Origin of the sequence: Nonomuraea terrae (genome assembly GCF_044465245.1) — a bacterium.
Classification (GTDB): Bacteria; Actinomycetota; Actinomycetes; order Streptosporangiales; family Streptosporangiaceae; genus Nonomuraea; species Nonomuraea terrae.
Window position 1 is genome coordinate 933,504 of sequence record NZ_JBITLL010000002.1, and the last position, 13,902, is coordinate 947,405.

Annotated in this window: 11 protein-coding genes; 6 read left to right on the forward strand and 5 right to left on the reverse strand. The window is 72.3% G+C overall.

Features of this window, described 5'->3' with window-relative positions; translation table 11 throughout:
* Positions 1–450: 450 nt before the first annotated feature.
* The 3 genes from ACIBP6_RS10770 to ACIBP6_RS10780 are packed head-to-tail and all read right to left on the reverse strand — an operon-like array spanning position 451 to position 3,217.
* Positions 451–1,206, reverse strand: coding sequence for an ATP-binding cassette domain-containing protein (locus ACIBP6_RS10770; protein ID WP_397050910.1), 756 nt, complete (start codon positions 1,204–1,206; stop codon positions 451–453).
* Complete coding sequence (locus ACIBP6_RS10775) at positions 1,203–2,243, reverse strand: ABC transporter permease (RefSeq protein WP_397050912.1); 1,041 nt, start codon at positions 2,241–2,243, stop codon at positions 1,203–1,205. The genes ACIBP6_RS10770 and ACIBP6_RS10775 overlap by 4 nt, the downstream gene beginning before the upstream one ends.
* A complete protein-coding gene (locus ACIBP6_RS10780; protein ID WP_397050914.1) occupies positions 2,240–3,217 on the reverse strand; it encodes a sugar ABC transporter substrate-binding protein in 978 nt (325 codons plus the stop codon). Before ACIBP6_RS10780 ends, ACIBP6_RS10775 begins: the two co-directional genes overlap by 4 nt.
* 290 nt (positions 3,218–3,507) lie before the next feature.
* Between ACIBP6_RS10780 and ACIBP6_RS10785 the strand changes: the two genes are divergently transcribed.
* Both ACIBP6_RS10785 and ACIBP6_RS10790 read left to right on the forward strand, forming a co-directional pair.
* Entirely contained in the window at positions 3,508–5,232 is a 1,725-nt protein-coding gene (locus ACIBP6_RS10785) for an MOSC domain-containing protein (protein WP_397050916.1), read from the forward strand.
* Positions 5,233–5,477: 245 nt separating this feature from the next.
* Positions 5,478–6,278: a hypothetical protein gene (locus ACIBP6_RS10790; protein WP_397050918.1), complete on the forward strand. Its 801-nt coding sequence runs from the start codon at positions 5,478–5,480 to the stop codon at positions 6,276–6,278.
* On the opposite strand, the gene ACIBP6_RS10795 is transcribed toward ACIBP6_RS10790, so the two are convergent.
* On the reverse strand, positions 6,233–8,074 hold the full coding sequence (locus ACIBP6_RS10795) for an ABC transporter ATP-binding protein (protein WP_397050920.1): 1,842 nt from the start codon (positions 8,072–8,074) through the stop codon (positions 6,233–6,235). The genes ACIBP6_RS10790 and ACIBP6_RS10795 overlap by 46 nt on opposite strands.
* On the reverse strand, positions 8,071–9,753 hold the full coding sequence (locus ACIBP6_RS10800) for an ABC transporter ATP-binding protein (RefSeq protein WP_397051507.1): 1,683 nt from the start codon (positions 9,751–9,753) through the stop codon (positions 8,071–8,073). Before ACIBP6_RS10800 ends, ACIBP6_RS10795 begins: the two co-directional genes overlap by 4 nt.
* Positions 9,754–9,954: 201 nt before the next feature.
* Here ACIBP6_RS10800 and ACIBP6_RS10805 point away from each other — a divergent pair, with 201 nt between their 5' ends.
* From ACIBP6_RS10805 to ACIBP6_RS10820, 4 genes are read left to right on the forward strand one after another with little or no spacing between them, the layout of a single operon-like run.
* Entirely contained in the window at positions 9,955–10,953 is a 999-nt protein-coding gene (locus tag ACIBP6_RS10805) for an ABC transporter substrate-binding protein (protein WP_397050922.1), read from the forward strand.
* 9 nt (positions 10,954–10,962) lie between these two features.
* Positions 10,963–11,991, forward strand: coding sequence for a FecCD family ABC transporter permease (locus ACIBP6_RS10810; RefSeq protein WP_397050924.1), 1,029 nt, complete (start codon positions 10,963–10,965; stop codon positions 11,989–11,991).
* Positions 11,992–11,993: 2 nt separating this feature from the next.
* Positions 11,994–13,040, forward strand: a complete 1,047-nt coding sequence (locus ACIBP6_RS10815; RefSeq protein WP_397050926.1) for a FecCD family ABC transporter permease — start codon at positions 11,994–11,996, stop codon at positions 13,038–13,040.
* Entirely contained in the window at positions 13,037–13,810 is a 774-nt protein-coding gene (locus ACIBP6_RS10820; RefSeq protein ID WP_397050928.1) for an ABC transporter ATP-binding protein, read from the forward strand. Before ACIBP6_RS10815 ends, ACIBP6_RS10820 begins: the two co-directional genes overlap by 4 nt.
* Positions 13,811–13,902 lie beyond the last annotated feature (92 nt).

Genomic DNA, 13,902 nt, shown 5'->3' on the forward strand with positions numbered 1-13,902 from the left:
TGTGGTCGGTCGAGGGGAGCCGGCCGGTGTCGCCGGCCGGAAGGGGTGTGTGCGCACCCACGGGGCGGCGCGATGCCGCCCGTTCGGGATGAAGCAGCCCGGGGCGGGCGCACGCGAGCACGCGTGTCGGCCTCCGGAGGCGGCGTCCGCCAGATGGTGAAGCGAGTGGGCGTTCGTGCGGCCGGCCCCCTGGGCGGCCCCGTGGGCGGCCGCGTACGCCGATGCGGTGGGGCCGGGTACGAAGCGGGCGCGTCGTGCTACGGCGCGGCGCGTGAGATAAGGGACGTTCGCCATCGGCGGGCCGCCCCACCGCCCGCCCCAGCACGACCCGGTCGCTGATCGTCGTGGCCATGGTGATCCCCCGGCTCTTCCTGGTTCGGCGTGCCGAGGTGTTCGTTCCCTGACCTTACCTCCCAGTGACCGCCAGAATCGGTCAAAACTCCACCAAACTCACTCGCGTCTCAGCTCGTGCGCCAGCTCCTCCAGCTCCGCCCCGCCGGCCATGAGAGCGGTCAGTTCCTGCGGGGTGATGTCCTGTTTGGCGTACTGGCCGAGGGTGGTGCCGCGTTTGAGCAGCAGGAACCGGTCGCCGACCGGGTAGGCGTGGTGCGGGTTGTGGGTGATGAAGACCACGCCGAGCCCTCGGTCGCGGGCGCGGGCGATGTAGCGCAGCACGACCCCGGCCTGCTTGACGCCGAGCGCCGAGGTGGGCTCGTCGAGGATGAGGACGCGGGCGCCGAAGTGGACGGCGCGGGCGATGGCCACCGACTGGCGTTCGCCGCCGGACAGCGTGCCGACCGGCTGGTCCACGTCGCGGATGTCGATGCCCATGGCGCGCAGCTCCTCGCGGGCCACCCGGCGGGCCTTGGCGACGTCGAAGGCGAGGCCCTTGCGCGGCTCGGAGCCGAGGAAGAAGTTCCGCCAGACCGACATGAGCGGGATCATCGCGAGGTCCTGGTAGACGGTGGCGATGCCGCGGTCCAGCGCGTCGCGGGGGCTGGACAAGCGCACCTCCCGGCCGTCCACGAGGTACGTGCCCGCGTCGTGCTGGTGCACCCCCGACAGGATCTTGATGAGGGTGGACTTGCCGGCGCCGTTGTCGCCGAGCACGCAGGTGACCTCGCCGGCCGCCACCCCCACCGACACGTCGCGCAGCGCCAGCACCGAGCCGAACGTCTTGCCGATGCCGCGGGTCTCGAGGATCAATGCTTCACCTCCTCGGCGTACCGCCTGACCAGGCGGTTGGCCAGCGTGGCCAGCAGCAGCATCGCACCCAGGAAGAACGTGAACCAGTCGGCGTCCCAGCCCAGGAAGACGATGCCCTTGTCGGCCATCCCGAAGATCACCGCGCCGAACGCGGCGCCGATGGCGGAGCCGTACCCGCCGGTGAGCAGGCAGCCGCCGATCACGGCGGCGATGATGTAGATGAACTCCTGCCCGATGCCGATGTTGGCCTGCACCGACGTGTAGCGCAGCGCCAGGATCGAGCCGACCAGCCAGGCGGCGAACGCGGTCGTCATGAACAGCGCGATCTTCGTCCGGGCGGCCGGCACGCCGACCGCGCGGGCGGCCTGCTCGTTGCCGCCCACCGCGAAGATCCAGTTGCCGGGGCGGGTGCGCATCAGCACCCAGGTCGCCACGGCGGTCACCAGGATCCACCACAGGATCGCCACCCGGAACGAGGTGCCGCCGACCTGGATCGTCCCGGCGAAGATGGCCGCGGCGCCGTCGTACCCCTCGGCCCGGCGCAGGCCGCTGACCTGGACGGTGCCGGTGATGGCCTTGGTGACGCCGAGGTTCACGCCCTGCAGCATGAGGAACGTGCCCAGCGTCACGATGAAGCTGGGCAGTTTCGTCCTGGTGACGATCATTCCGTTGGCGAATCCGACGGCCAGCGCGACGATCAGGCCGACGAGCATCGCCGACCACACGTCGAACCCGAAGCGGGTGGCGAGCGTGACGAGGATCAGCCCGCTGGTGCCGGTCAGCACGCCCGCCGACAGGTCGAACTCGCCGCCGATCATGAGCAGCGCGACCGCGACCGCCATGATGCCGAGCGTGGCGGCCGGGTCGAGCCAGTTGGCGATGCCGGCCGGTGACCGGAACACCGGCGACTGCGAGGCGAAGAACGTGAACACCGCCACGAGCCCGACCACCGCGCCGAGCTCGGGCCTGATGAGCAGGCGGCGGGCTAGGCCGACGTGGGCCACCCGTTCGTCGGCCTCCGCGGGGGCCGTCGTCATCGCGTACCCGCCTCCGCCAGCCTGGCCACCTGCTCGGCGTTGTCCTTGGTGACGAATCCGGGCCCGGTGTTGACCGGCAGGCCGCCGCCGACGGTGTTGAGGTTGTTCTTGTACAGGTTGAGGAACGTGATCGGCAGGTAGCCCTGGAGGTACTGCTGCTGGTCGACGGCGAACAGGATCTCGTCGTCCTGGATCGCCGTCACCACGTCGGCCGACAGGTCGAACGTGGCCAGCTTGGCCGGCGACCCGGAGTCCCTGATGGCGTCCCTGGCGGCGACCGCGATGGCCGGGTTGAGCGCGAGCACGCCGTTGACCTGCTGGTCGGACTGCAGCGTCGCGGTGACCTTGGAGGTGACGTCGGCCAGGTTGCTCACGTCGACCTGGAGCCGTTCGACCGTGCCGCCCAGCGTCTCCTCGGCGCCCCGGCAGCGCTGGTCGAGGCCGATGTTGCCGGCCTCGTGGACGACGCACAGCAGCTTGGTGACGCCGGCGGCCTTCAGCTGCTCGCCCGCGCCGCGCCCGGCGACGTCCTCGGACTGGCCGACGTGGGTGAGCGCGCCGAACGCCTTGGAGGAGTCGGCGCCCGAGTTGATGGTCACCACCGGGATCTTCGCCGCGACGGCCCCGCCGACGGCCTCGCGCAGCGCGTCGGGGTTGGCCATGGAGACCACGATGCCGTCCACCTGCTGGGAGACGGCCTGGTCGATGAGCTGCGACTGCCTGGCCGGGTCGCCGTCGCCCTGGTAGGTGACCGTCACGCCGTACTGACTGCCCGCGGCCTCGGCGCCGTTCTTGACCACGTCCCAGAAGGAGTCGCCGGCGGCTCCGTGGGTGATGACGGCGAAGGTGGCGCCGCTCCCGGCGGGGGCGGAGGAGGCGGGCGGGGCGGCGCTCTGCGCGCTCTGCCCTCCGGAGGAGCAGCCGGTGAGGGCGAGCGCGCCCAGCAGGGCCAGCACGATCGGGGTACGTCTCATAGGACACCTCCAAGACCAACGGGCTCGCCCCGGTTGTACCTCAATATCATTTATTTGTATAGACATAAGGACGAACAGCCGGATTCATCGTCCGTACACCGAGGGCGGCGGCCTGTACGCCTGCTCCCTGATCCGCTGACGCACCGCCGCCGCGATGTTGGCGCGACGACCACCACGGCGGGCCGTCCGCCGCCCGCCTACCAGCGAACTCACCAGTGCCGGATGGCTAGAGTGGAACGGAGGTACGAAAGGAAGGAAATCGCGTGAAGTCATCGCGGTGATCGGCCCCTATGACGGCGAAGCTGTTGTCGGTGAACGTCGGGATGCCGAAGGAGGTGTCCTGGCAGGGCAGGACTGTGCGCACCGGCGTGTGGAAGCACGCGGTCACCGGCCCGCGGATGGCCAGGCGGCTCAACATCGACGGTGACGGCCAGGGCGACCTGCAGGGACACGGCGGTGAGCAACGGGCCGTGCTCGTCTACCAGATCCAGTCCTACCACTACTGGCAGCGATACTTCGGGCGGGCCGACTTCGAGTACGGCCAGTTCGGGGAGAACTTCACCGTCGACGGGCTGCCCGACGACGAGGTGTGCATCGGCGACCGTTACCGCATCGGCGAGGCCGAGTTCGAGGTCACCCAGCCCCGCGTCACCTGCTACCGGGTCGGGCTGCGCCTGGGCGAGCCCGAGCTGCCCGCCCTCCTCGTCTCCCACCACCGCCCCGGCTTCTACCTCCGGGTCCTCACCGAGGGAAGGATCCAGGCGGGCGACGCCATCGTACGGACGAGGACCGGTCCTGGCGCGCTCACCGTCGCCGACATCGACGCCCTGCTCTACCTGCCCGGCCACGACCCCGACACTCTGCGCAGAGCACTCGCCGTCCCGGCCCTGAGCCCCGGCTGGCGGAGCTCCTTCGAGGCCATGGCCGCCGGCGGTCCGGCGGCGCCGCGCCCCGAGGGCTGGACGGGCTTCCGCCCGATGCGGGTGAGCAGGATCGCCAGGGAGACCCCGTCGGTGCTCTCCCTCTACCTCGAAGCGGACGGTGGGGAGCCGTTGCCCGTGGCGGGGGCCGGGCAGTACCTCACGCTCCGGATCGGCGGCATCGGCGACCCCGCACCGGTGCGCAGCTACTCCCTCTCCTCACCGCCCGGCGCCCCCGCCTACCGGGTGAGCGTCAAGCGCGAGGAGCTCGGCCACGTCAGCCGATATCTGCACGAGTCCCTGAGGGTCGGCGCCGTGGTGGAGGTCGCGGCCCCACGTGGCGACTTCGTCCTCGCCCCGGGCACCGGCCCCGTGCTCCTCGTCTCGGCGGGCATCGGGGCGACGCCGGTCATGGCGATGCTGCACCGGCTCGCCGCCGAGCATGCCGAACGCCCCGTCTGGTGGATCCACACCGCACGGCACAGCACCGAGCACGCCTTCGCCCGCGAGGCCCACACCCTGCTGACCTCGCTCCCGGACGCGCACGAACACATCTTCTACACCGCCGCCGGAGCCGGCGAGGCCGGCCCAGGAGGGGTCGTCCACCACGGCCGGCCCACGTCGGAGAGCCTGCGGGCGCTCGGCGTCCCCGCAGACGCCACCGCCTACCTGTGCGGGCCGGTGTCCTTCATGAGCGCCGTGCGCGACATGCTCCTGGCCGTCGGCCTCGCGGCCGGCCGCATCCACACCGAGCTGTTCGGCGCGCTCGCCCCCATCACGCCGGGCGTCACGCCCGGCACCGCCACGCCTCCCCACCAGCCGCCGGGCGAGCCGGGCACGGGACCGCTGATCACGTTCGCCCGCAGCGGGCTGTCGGTCCGCTGGTCGCCCCGCTACCGGTCCGTACTGGATCTCGCCGACGCCTGCGCGGTGCCGACGCGCTGGTCCTGCCGTACCGGCGTCTGCCACACCTGCGCCACGCCGATCCTGGCCGGGGACGTGAACTACTCCCCGGACCCGCTGGAACCGCCCGCCGCCGGCGAGGTCCTGATCTGCTGCGCCAGGCCGGAGGCCGACCTGGTACTCGACCTTTGACATCGAGGAGGCCAGGGCCCACCGATGGCCATCGAAAGGCGCAAAGGTGAACGCACGCCCCGCGGACGGCTCGACCTGCACCCTCACCGATGACCAGCGCCGTTAAGATCCTCACCAAATCGGCATCCATCGCGATTGGCCGCCTTCCGCGCAGGATATGACACGGGCCGCGATCTCCATCGGACTGAAAATCATATGTCCGATATGCAAGCCATTAGTGGATATTTCCTTTTACGGGGCGATTAGTGAAGAAATCGAAAATGTTGTCCGGCCTCATCCTCATCGGCGCGGCCACGCTGATGGCCGCACCTCAGTCGGCGTACGGCCGCGACGCACAACCGGGGGCGGCCGACTCCGCCCCCGCGAAGGCCCAGGCGACCGCGGCGGCACTCCTCCCCAGCGGGCGGTGGGGCGTCATCGGGCGCAACACCCTGGGCGGGCCGAACGCGGTCCTTCGCGACGGCCCTTACGGGCGCACCGGCACCGCGTTCGCGGCCACCCAGGCGCCGCCCTACGGTCAGGGCAGCCTCGGCATCATCGTCGGCAGCGGCAACGACAAGATCGCGTACGGCAACGAGACGATCTTCGCGAACGATCGGCTCTCCACCATCCGCACGCTGGGGTACTGGGTGTTCGCGGGTGTCGACTCCCTGGCCGGGGTCAGCCTGCCGAACATCACCATCGAGGCCGATCCCCAGGTGGGCACCGCGGACTACACGAGCCTCGTCTACCTGCCCGACACCTCCACCGGCCCGTCCGCTCCGGCGACCCGCCTCCCCAACGTCTGGCAGCGGTACGACGCGTCCGCGACCGGAAGCAGGTGGTACGCCACAGGAGCCACCGGGACGGCCATCGGCTGCACCCAGGCCACGCCGTGCTCGTTCGCCGATCTCAAGACCCGGCTGCCCGACGCGGTGGTCAGCCTCAGCCTGGGGTTCTCCAAGGGCCGGGACAACCGGTTCGTCGGCGCGGTCGACGGGCTCCGGGTCAACAACACGGTCTATGACTTCGAGCGCTCCGGCGTGCGTACGAGGTTCGCGCGCTGAGGCGCCTGGCGTGACGCGGACGTGGGGGTGTGCGCCTCCCAGGCGCGCCAGAGCTCGACGTACCGGCCGCCCGCGGCGAGCAGGTCCTGATGCGTGCCCTCCTCCACGATCCGGCCGTGCTCCAGGACGACCACCCGGTCGGCGGTCGCGGCCTGGGTCAGGCGGTGGGCGACGATCAGGGTGGTCCGTCCGCGCGTCGCCGCGGCCGCGGCCTCCTCCAGCGTGCGGGCGCCCAGGCTGCCCGCCTCAGCGGTGGCTTCGTCCAGGACGGCGATCGGAGGGTTCACGAGGACCAGGCGGGCGAGGGCGAGCTGCTGGGCCTGGGCCGTGGTCAGCTCGTGGCCGCCCTCGCCGACCACCGTGTCGAGGCCGTCGGGGAGGGCAGTCGCCCACTCCAGCGCGCCGACGACGGCCAGCGCGGAGCGGACCTCCTCACGCGAGGCGCCTGGCCGCGCCAGCCGCAGGTCCTCGATCAGCGGGCCGGCGAAGACGTGGATCTCCTGGGTGACGATGGCCACCCGCGCGCGCAGGCGGTCGGGCGGGAGCGCCACGCCGCCGACGCGCACGGCGCCGCCGCCGGGCCGCAGGATGCCCGCCGCGATGGCCGCGAGCGTGGACTTGCCCGCGCCCGTCGAGCCGACCAGCGCGACCCGGGCGCCCGCGGCCACGTCGACGGAGACGCCGTGCAGCACCTCCGGCCCGCCGTCGTAGCGGAAGTGCACGCCGGACAGCCGGATGGAGGCGTCCGCCGGCTCCCCCGGGTCGCCGCCGGCGGCCGGAGCCGCGGCGGGCGCGAGGTCGATCACGCCGACGAGCCTGGCCAGGCTCGCCCCGGCGGCCTGCACCTCGTCGAAGGTGAACAGCAGCATGCCGATGGGGTTGAACAGGCGGTGGAACAGGACCGCGGCGGCGGCGCTCTGGCCGACGGTGACGGACCCGTCGCGCACGAGGAGGAAGCCGGCCACGAGGATCACGGCCAGCCCGAAGAACTCCGCGCGGTTGACGCGGCCGACGAAGCGGGTGAACAACGTGAAGACCGACACGGCGATGTCGCGCACCTGGTGCGACGCCTGATGGATGTCGTGCAGGCGGCGTTGTTCCAGCCGGTAGGCGTGCACCGTCCGGACGCCTTGCATGCTCTCCGCCAGCAATCGCGCGTTGTCGCCGACGGCACGGCGTTCGCCGGCGTACTTCGGTGCGGAGCGTGGCAGGTACCACCGCAGCGCCGCGACGTAGAGCGGGATCGCGACCGCTCCGGCCAGCCCGAGCCGCCAGTCGAGCCCGGCCATCGCGGCGAGGCTCAGCACGACCAGCAGGAAGGCGGAGATCAGCGAGGGGACGACGCTGGTCGCGGCCTTGCCGATCGACGCGACGTCGGTGCTCACCCGGGCCAGCAGGTCTCCCTTGCCGACCCGTTCCAGCGTCGTGACCGGCAGGGAGAGCGCGCGGGCCACGGTGCGCTCCCTGAGGTCGGCGAGCACATGCCCGCACACCCGGCCGATCAGGTACGTGCCCGCGCCCGTGGCCACTCCCCCGGCGACGGCCGCGACCACGATCACGGCCGCGATCTCGACGAGCGCCGAGGCGGGCGCGTGCTCCCTGACGCGGTCCACGAGCGTGCCCAGGGCGTACGCCGGAACCACGGACGTGGCGGCGCCCAGGACCCCCACCAGCGCGGCCCACGTGACGCCCGTCCATTGAGCGCCCAACCGGCGGCGCAGCCAGGCCCAGGTCCGGCGTCCGCCGGCGACGGGGAGCCGGTCCTGCCCGGCCGGCGGCTGATCGGGTCCGGTCACCGCAGCACCATCCGGTTGTAGTCGTCATCGGTGACGGCCAGCTCGGCGTGGGTGCCTTCGGCGGCGACCCGGCCGCCGTCGAGGACCACGACCCGGTCCGTCAGGGCGAGCAAGGAGGGGCTGCTCGTCACGATCACGGTGGTGAACGCACCGGGACCGGGATGGCGCAGCGCCCGCAGCCCGCGGGCGATCTCGTGCTCGGTCACCGCGTCCACGGCGGTGGTGGGGTCGCGCATCACGAGGATCGGCGGACGCGCCGTCAGCGCGCGGGCCAGCGCCAGGCGTTGCCGCTGCCCGCCGGACAGGCCGGCGCCCCGCTCCGCGACGACGTGCGCGAGGCCGCCGGGATGGGCGCGGACGACCTGGTCGGCCGCCGAGGCGGCCAGCGCCTGCGCGTCCAGCGGCCCGCCGGCGGTGACGTTCTCCTCGATCGTTCCGGTGAAGAGGTCTGTGAGGTGTGGTTCCACCAGCATCGTCCGGCGGGCGTCCGCCGGGTCGAGACGCGCGAGGCGCGTGCCGCCGAGCAGGACCTCGCCTTCGTACTCCTCCGGCGCCACCCGCCCGGAGAGTATCGTGACGAGCGCCTCCCCGTCGGCGGGCCGGTGCGCCACCACCCCGACGAACTCGCCGGGGCGCACGCGCAGGTCCACGCCGTCGAGCGTGCCGTACCTGAGCGCGCGCAGCTCCAGCTCGGGGCGGGTGCCGTCGAGCGTCTCCGCGCCCTCGGGAAGCAGCGCCGGGGCGTCCAGGACCGCGGCCACCCGGCAGGCCGACGCCTTGGCCTCGGCGAGCCGGCTGGGCATGAGGGTGAGCATCCCGACGGGCTCCATCAGGAACTGCGCGAGACCGATGACGGTGATGAGCTCGCCGACCGTGATCCGCCCGTTCAGCGCGAACCATCCGGCCAGGATCGCGACGCCGCCCGCCAGCAGCGCGCCGCCGGCCGTGGAGGCGGACAGGTACCAGCCCTGGGTGCGGGCCGCGCGCAGTGCGGCGCGCAGGGAGCGCCTGCTGACCTCGTCGTACCGCGCGGCGGCGGCGTGCTCCGCGCCGATGCCGCGCAGCGGGCGCACCCCGCCGACCAGGTCGGCCGCCAGGGACGTGGCCTCTCCCGCGAGGTTCTGCTGCTCGGTCACCCGCCTGGTGATGACGGGCGCGGCGACCTGCAGCGCGAGGAGCACCAGCGGCGTCCCGGCGAGCACGGCCAGCCCCAGGCGCACGTCGATCACGAGCAGCGCGACCGCGCTCACCGCGGTCGCGGTCACCGCGCCCGCGATGCGCGGCACGTAGTCCAGCAGGTAGGAGGTGTTGTCGGTGTCGGTCGTGGCCACGGTGAGCAGATCACCCGCCCGCCGGTCGGTCCTGATGCCGCGCGGGTGCATGATCTTGGCGGCCACCTCGGCGCGCAGCAGGTGGGCCTCGTCGGCGATCGCGAGCATCAGCTGTCGCGCGCCGAAGCGGTACGCCAGGGTCAGCGCGGTGAACAACGCGGCGAGGGCCGCCAGCCACACCACCAGGGCGCCGGCGTCACCCGGGCCGATCGCCTGGTCGACGATCACCCCGATGAGGATCGGCACCAGCGACTCGCACACCTGGTGCAGGCTGGTCAGGCCGATGCCCGCGCTCAGCCGCCGGCGGTTGCGCGTCACCGCGCGCGCCATGATCCGGCGGCCGGTCATGGGCGTCACCGCTCCGTGCTCTCGTACGACGTGATCAGCGCTTCCTCCACCGAGGCATCGCCCCTTCCGCCCAAATAAGGAAAGGCTAACCTTACAAGATCCGCATCCTCAGATCCACGGCTGGCAAAAGAAGCGTAAGTATGGTTAGCCTTACCTAACTCACCCCTGGGGTTCACCTCGTACGAGAACGGAAACTCCGCCATGCGCGCACGGCCCCCGCTCCTGCTGCTCACCGCCCTGAGCGTCGCGCTCACCGCCTGCGGCGCCGCGAACACCACCGGCGCGGCGACCACCGGCTCATGGTCGTTCACCGACGGCTCCGGCAAGGTCGTCACGGCGGTCAGGACCCCGACGCGCATCATCGCGCACGCGGGCGAGGCCGCCGCGTTGATGTCGTTCGGCATCAAGCCGGTCGGCGTCTACGCCGACGAGTCGGTCAAGACCGACCCGAACCTGAAGGATCTCGACCTCACCGGCATCGAGATCCTGGGCCAGGAGTGGGGGAAGATCGACGTGGAGAAGGCCGCGGCCCTGCGTCCCGACCTGATCGTCGGCGACTGGTGGCCGGCGGAGAAGGCGCACAGCGGTCTGGAGGAGGGCGTCGACGAGAAGAGCAAGAAGCTCGCCGAGCTCGCGCCGGTCGTGGGAGTCGCGCAGGGCGAGTCGATCGTCGACCTGGCCGAGGGGTACGAGGACCTCGCCAGGAGCCTCGGCGCCGACGTCGACGCCCCGGAGATCGCCGCGAACAAGAAGGGGTTCGACGCGGCGGTCACCGCGTTCAAGCAGGCGGTCGCGGCCGAGCCAGGCCTCACCGTGGCCGCGATGTCGCCCGCCGACGACAAGCTGTACGTCGCCAACCCCAGGTACGCCCCCGAGCTGCTGGATCTCCAACGCTGGGGGCTGAAGGTGATCAATCCGGACAGCCCCGACCCCGGCTTTCCGTACTGGGAGAACCTGAGCTGGGAGAACGCCGACAAGTACCAGCCCGACCTGATCCTGTGGGACGGCCGGAGCTTCCAGCCGACCGCCAACGCCGAGTGGGGGAAGAAGCAGCCCACCTGGTTCAAGATCAAGGCGGCCGAGGCGGGGGCGGTCGTGGCGTGGCCGGCGTACTGGCTGCACACGTACGGCCACTTCGCCGCCGAGCTGGAGAAACTGACAGACGCGATCAAGGTCGCGGACCCGGGCATCGGCGACTGACCACCCCCGATGAGCAACCCCACCTACGTCACACGCCGGGCCTCCGCCCTCGGACCCGGGCTCGCCGTGCTGTTCCTGGTGCTCGCCCTGGTCGCCTTCCTCAGCGTCACCCTCGGCTCGCGCTCGATCGGCCTGCCTGAGGTGCTGCGCGCCCTGGGCGGCCTGGACGCCGGCGGGTCGATCGACAGCACGGTGACGCTGCGGCTGCGCGTGCCCCGCACGCTGCTGGGCATCCTGGCGGGCGCCGCGCTCGGCGTGGCCGGCGCCATCCTGCAGGGCGTCACGCGCAACCCGCTGGCCGACACGGGGATCATGGGCGTCAACTCCGGCGCGGCGGTCTTCGTGGTCTTCGCGATCACGGTGCTCGGCGTACGCGGCGCCGGCGTCTACGTCTGGTTCGCCTTCGCCGGGGCGATCGCGGCCCTCGTGCTGGTGTACGCGATCGCGTCGCTCGGCCGGGAGGGCGCCACCCCGGTCAAGCTCGCCCTGGCCGGCGCGGCCGTCACCGCGGGCCTGACGTCGGTGACCACCGGGATCGTGATGACGAACGTCGACGCGCTGAACGAGCTGCGGTTCTGGCAGGTGGGATCGCTCGCCGGGCGGTACGCGCCGATCCTGGCCGGGGTCGCGCCGTTCCTCGTCCTGGGGCTGATCGCCTCGCTGGGTTTCGGGCGCGCCCTCAACGGGCTCGCGCTCGGCGAGGACCTGGCCCGCGGCCTCGGCCAGCACGTCACCCGGACGCGGGCGGCGGCGTTCTGCGTGGTCGCGGTGCTCGCCGGGGCGGCCACGGCCGCCTGCGGGCCGATCGTCTTCGTCGGGCTGGTCGTCCCGCACGTCGCGCGGTTCGTCTGCGGCCCCGACCATCGCTGGATCCTGCCGTACTCCATGCTGCTGGCCCCCATCGTGCTGCTGCTGGCCGACGTGCTGGGCCGGGTGGTGGCCGCTCCCGACGAGCTGCAGGTCGGCGTGGTCCTCGGCGTGCTCGGGGCGCCGGCCTTCGTCGGCATCGTCCGCTACGGCCGGCTGTCGGAGGCGTGAGCATGACGGCGACCACACCCGCCACCGCCGGCACGTTCCGGATCACCCGGCGCCGCCGGGCCGTACGCGCGCTCGTGGTGACGAGCGCGCTCGGCGCCGCCGCCGGTGCGCTGTTCGTGCTCACCATGATGGTGGGCAGCTTCCGGCTCGGGGCGGCGGAGGTCGTCGCCTCGGTGCTGCACCTGCGCGACGACCCCAGCGTCGACTTCGTCGTCCGGGAGCTGCGGCTGCCCACCGCGGCGTCCGCGCTGGCGGTCGGTCTCGCCCTCGGCGCCGCCGGGACGATCTTCCAGCAGCTGCTGGGCAACCCCCTGGCCTCCCCCGACTTCGTCGGCATCACCTCCGGCGCGGGGTTCGCGGCGGTCACCGGGATCGTGCTGTTGCAGGCCGGCGGGCCGGTCGTCAGCGGGCTCGCCCTCTGCGGCGCCGTGGTCGCCGCCCTGCTGATGTACGTGCTCGCCTGGCGCGACGGGGTCGCCGGCTACCGGTTCATTCTCATCGGCATCGGCGTCGCGCTCTTCTTCGACGGCCTCATCGGTTACATGCTGACCAGGGCGCGGCTGTCCGAGGCCAGGCAGGCGGTGCACTGGCTGACCGGCTCCGTCGGCCAGGCCGGCGCCGGCGAGCTGCGGCTCCTCCTCGGCGCTCTGGTGTTCCTCCTGCCCGTCGCGCTCGTGTTGCGGCGGCAGCTGCGCGCGCTCGAACTCGGCGACGACACCGCTCGGGCGCTGGGCCTCCGGACCGAGCTCAGCCGCGCCGGCCTGCTCGCCACCGCGGTCGCGCTGGTGGCCCTGGCCGTCGCGGTGGCCGGCCCGATCGTCTTCGTCGCGCTCGTCGCCGGGCCGATCGCCAACCGGCTGCTCGGGCCCGCCACGGGCGGAATCGTGCCGGCGGCGCTGGCCGGCGCGGTGCTGCTGCTCACCGCCGACCTCGTCGCCGTCCACCTGCTGCCGGCGCCGCTGCCCACCGGCGTGGTGACCGGCGCGGTCGGCGCACCCTACCTGCTGTGGCTGCTGGCCACCACGAACCGGCAAGGAGACGGCGGATGACCCGACTGCGCGCCGACGACCTGACCCTCGGCTACGACGATCGGGCGATCGTGACCGGCCTCGACGTCGAGATCCCGGCCGGGAAGGTCACCGCGATCGTGGGGGCGAACGCGTGCGGCAAGTCCACGCTGCTGCGCGGCCTGGCCCGGCTGCTCAAGCCGCGCCACGGCGCCGTGTACCTCGACGGGAAGGCGATGACCGAGCTGAGCACCCATGAGGTGGCCAAGGTGCTCGGCCTGCTGCCGCAGACCCCCGTCGCGCCCGACGGCATCACCGTCGCCGACCTGGTCGGCCGCGGCCGCTACCCCCACCAGGGCTGGTTCCGCCGGTGGACCGGACACGACGACGACGCCGTCGCACGTGCCCTCGACGCCACCGGCACCGCGGACCTGGTGAACCGGCCGCTGCGGCACCTGTCCGGCGGGCAGCGGCAGCGCGTCTGGGTGGCGATGGCGCTCGCCCAGGACACCGACCTGCTGCTGCTCGACGAGCCCACGACCTACCTGGACATCAACCACCAGGTGGAGCTCCTGCGCCTGCTGCGCCGGCTGAACGCGGAGTCCGGGAAGACGATCCTGCTCGTGTTGCACGACCTCAACCTCGCCTGCCGCTTCTGCGACCACGTCATCGCGATGGCGGACGGCGCCATCGTCGCCGAGGGCGCGCCGAGCGCGGTGATCACCGCGGAGCTGGTCGAGAAGGTCTTCGGACTCAGCTGCGTCGTGGTCCCCGACCCGGTCGCCGGCACCCCGATGGTGGTGCCGTCCTGACGTGCCGGCGCCGGGGAAATCGATCAAGGTCGTGATGGACGGCACAATGGTGCGATAGTGTCGAAACAAGTATTCGATCTTGATATGGGATG

Bases quoted from the DNA above. Each gene is read 5' to 3' on its own strand.
- ACIBP6_RS10775 (WP_397050912.1), bottom strand. From the start codon at position 2,243: ATGACGACGGCCCCCGCGGAGGCCGACGAACGGGTGGCCCACGTCGGC.
- ACIBP6_RS10780 (WP_397050914.1), bottom strand. From the start codon at position 3,217: ATGAGACGTACCCCGATCGTGCTGGCCCTGCTGGGCGCGCTCGCCCTC.
- ACIBP6_RS10785 (WP_397050916.1), top strand. From the start codon at position 3,508: ATGACGGCGAAGCTGTTGTCGGTGAACGTCGGGATGCCGAAGGAGGTG.
- ACIBP6_RS10800 (WP_397051507.1), bottom strand. From the start codon at position 9,753: ATGACCGGCCGCCGGATCATGGCGCGCGCGGTGACGCGCAACCGCCGG.
- ACIBP6_RS10805 (WP_397050922.1), top strand. From the start codon at position 9,955: ATGCGCGCACGGCCCCCGCTCCTGCTGCTCACCGCCCTGAGCGTCGCG.
- ACIBP6_RS10810 (WP_397050924.1), top strand. From the start codon at position 10,963: ATGAGCAACCCCACCTACGTCACACGCCGGGCCTCCGCCCTCGGACCC.
- ACIBP6_RS10815 (WP_397050926.1), top strand. From the start codon at position 11,994: ATGACGGCGACCACACCCGCCACCGCCGGCACGTTCCGGATCACCCGG.
- ACIBP6_RS10820 (WP_397050928.1), top strand. From the start codon at position 13,037: ATGACCCGACTGCGCGCCGACGACCTGACCCTCGGCTACGACGATCGG.